We start from the raw sequence: 1,448 nt of genomic DNA, 5'->3' as shown, positions 1-1,448 counted from the left end.
TACTCAATGAAAAGAATAAGTTAGAAAGTAGAGAAGAAAAACGTAAAGCAATTTATCAATCAGCGAAGGATGTATATCTAACTGAAATCGAAAAAAATAACCTAATTGTTCAACACATGTACCCTAAATCTCATCATCGTTTTAGTCATGATGAGAAAGCATTTATCGTTGATGAAGCGCAAAAAGGTAACTTTATAAAAGCGACTAATGTTCAATATCTATTCAAACAAAATAACAATATTCCTACAGATGTATTGCTGGAAGATACTTATAAAAAAGCAAGTAAGGATATTTTCTTTAGTGAAAGACAGCTTCAACACTTAGAAAAAGATAGTTTTGAATATAATGTTGAGTTGCAATTCATTAGAGAAAAAGAGAAAGAAATTGAAAGTTATAAAGAACATATTGATGATGATTTAAGAATAGATATAGGCGATAGAAACTTTGAAAAAGTCAAAGACCAAACACCTAATGAGAAAGTTCAATTACTCATTAAACTTGAGAAATATAATCATATCGATCAAGAAGAAGTTATTGGAAAACATATTAATCAAGTGGATAGAAATGATAATGACAACCATCTTGAACATGAATATGAACAATCTAATCACATTAATTTACCAACGATAAATGCCAGTGACTTTCTTATGTACTATGCGAATGAAATTGAAAAGCAAAATGATATTAATCATAAGAAAAAGAAAAAACAAGAGAGAAATAACCATATGAGAAGATAATAGGTGGTGGGAATTATACAAAGTTCATTCGGTTCTTTTTATATAGGACATAAATATATTTAATACCTGTTAAAGTATTCTTTGCCATATTGATACTTTGATACCTTGTTTTTCTCACTGTAATATGATGGTAATCATTAATCAATGAGGTTATTAAGATATTTAGAGATACAATGACAGTTAGGATTAAGTTTAAAATTTTAATCAGTTTAGATATTGTTATCTTCGTTTAAAGTGCCTGGTTGATAATTATCATTCGAGGTTTATCAAACTCAAGTTACGTCACGAGTTAAATTGAATTTATTGAAACTTTTGCGCTATAAATATTTAAATATTAAAAAAGAAAATTTAAAATAAGAGCAAAAAAACCCACTATTTATTGTATTATTGTAATTAATAGAATAATTAAAATGAAGGGAACAATATAATGAATAATTTCAACATACAAAGTGTTAATGATTTTAAAAGTAAATATAAAAATATCGACGATAATAAAGTATTACGAAATATGAATATAAACGAATTAGAATCATATCTTTTAATGTTATACAATTTGAAATATACAGTAAGTCAAATAGAATCAAGGTATAACCAGTTAGTGAAGAACAATAATAACAAAAAAATAACCAAATAGACGCTATAAACAATGCTTACAACAATATAGAAGACCAGTTAATAAATTATACACCTGAAATGGATAAAATAAATTCT

Annotated in this window: 2 pseudogenes; one reads left to right on the top strand and one right to left on the bottom strand. The window is 25.8% G+C overall.

What is annotated here, in order from left to right:
• Nucleotides 1-737: pseudogene (locus HMPREF2647_RS03365) on the top strand (MobA/MobL family protein); the annotation flags it as partial.
• A gap of 13 nt (nucleotides 738-750) precedes the next feature.
• On the opposite strand, the pseudogene HMPREF2647_RS11440 reads toward HMPREF2647_RS03365, so the two are convergent.
• Nucleotides 751-1,011: pseudogene (locus HMPREF2647_RS11440) on the bottom strand (IS6 family transposase); the annotation flags it as partial.
• Between the last annotated feature and the right edge of the window lie 437 nt (nucleotides 1,012-1,448).

The sequence above is a fragment of the Staphylococcus sp. HMSC035D11 genome (genome assembly GCF_001836075.1).
Lineage (GTDB): Bacteria > Bacillota > Bacilli > Staphylococcales > Staphylococcaceae > Staphylococcus > Staphylococcus hominis.
Note: the sequence above shows the minus strand (reverse complement) of the source record. Positions and strands in the feature narration are given on the sequence as shown.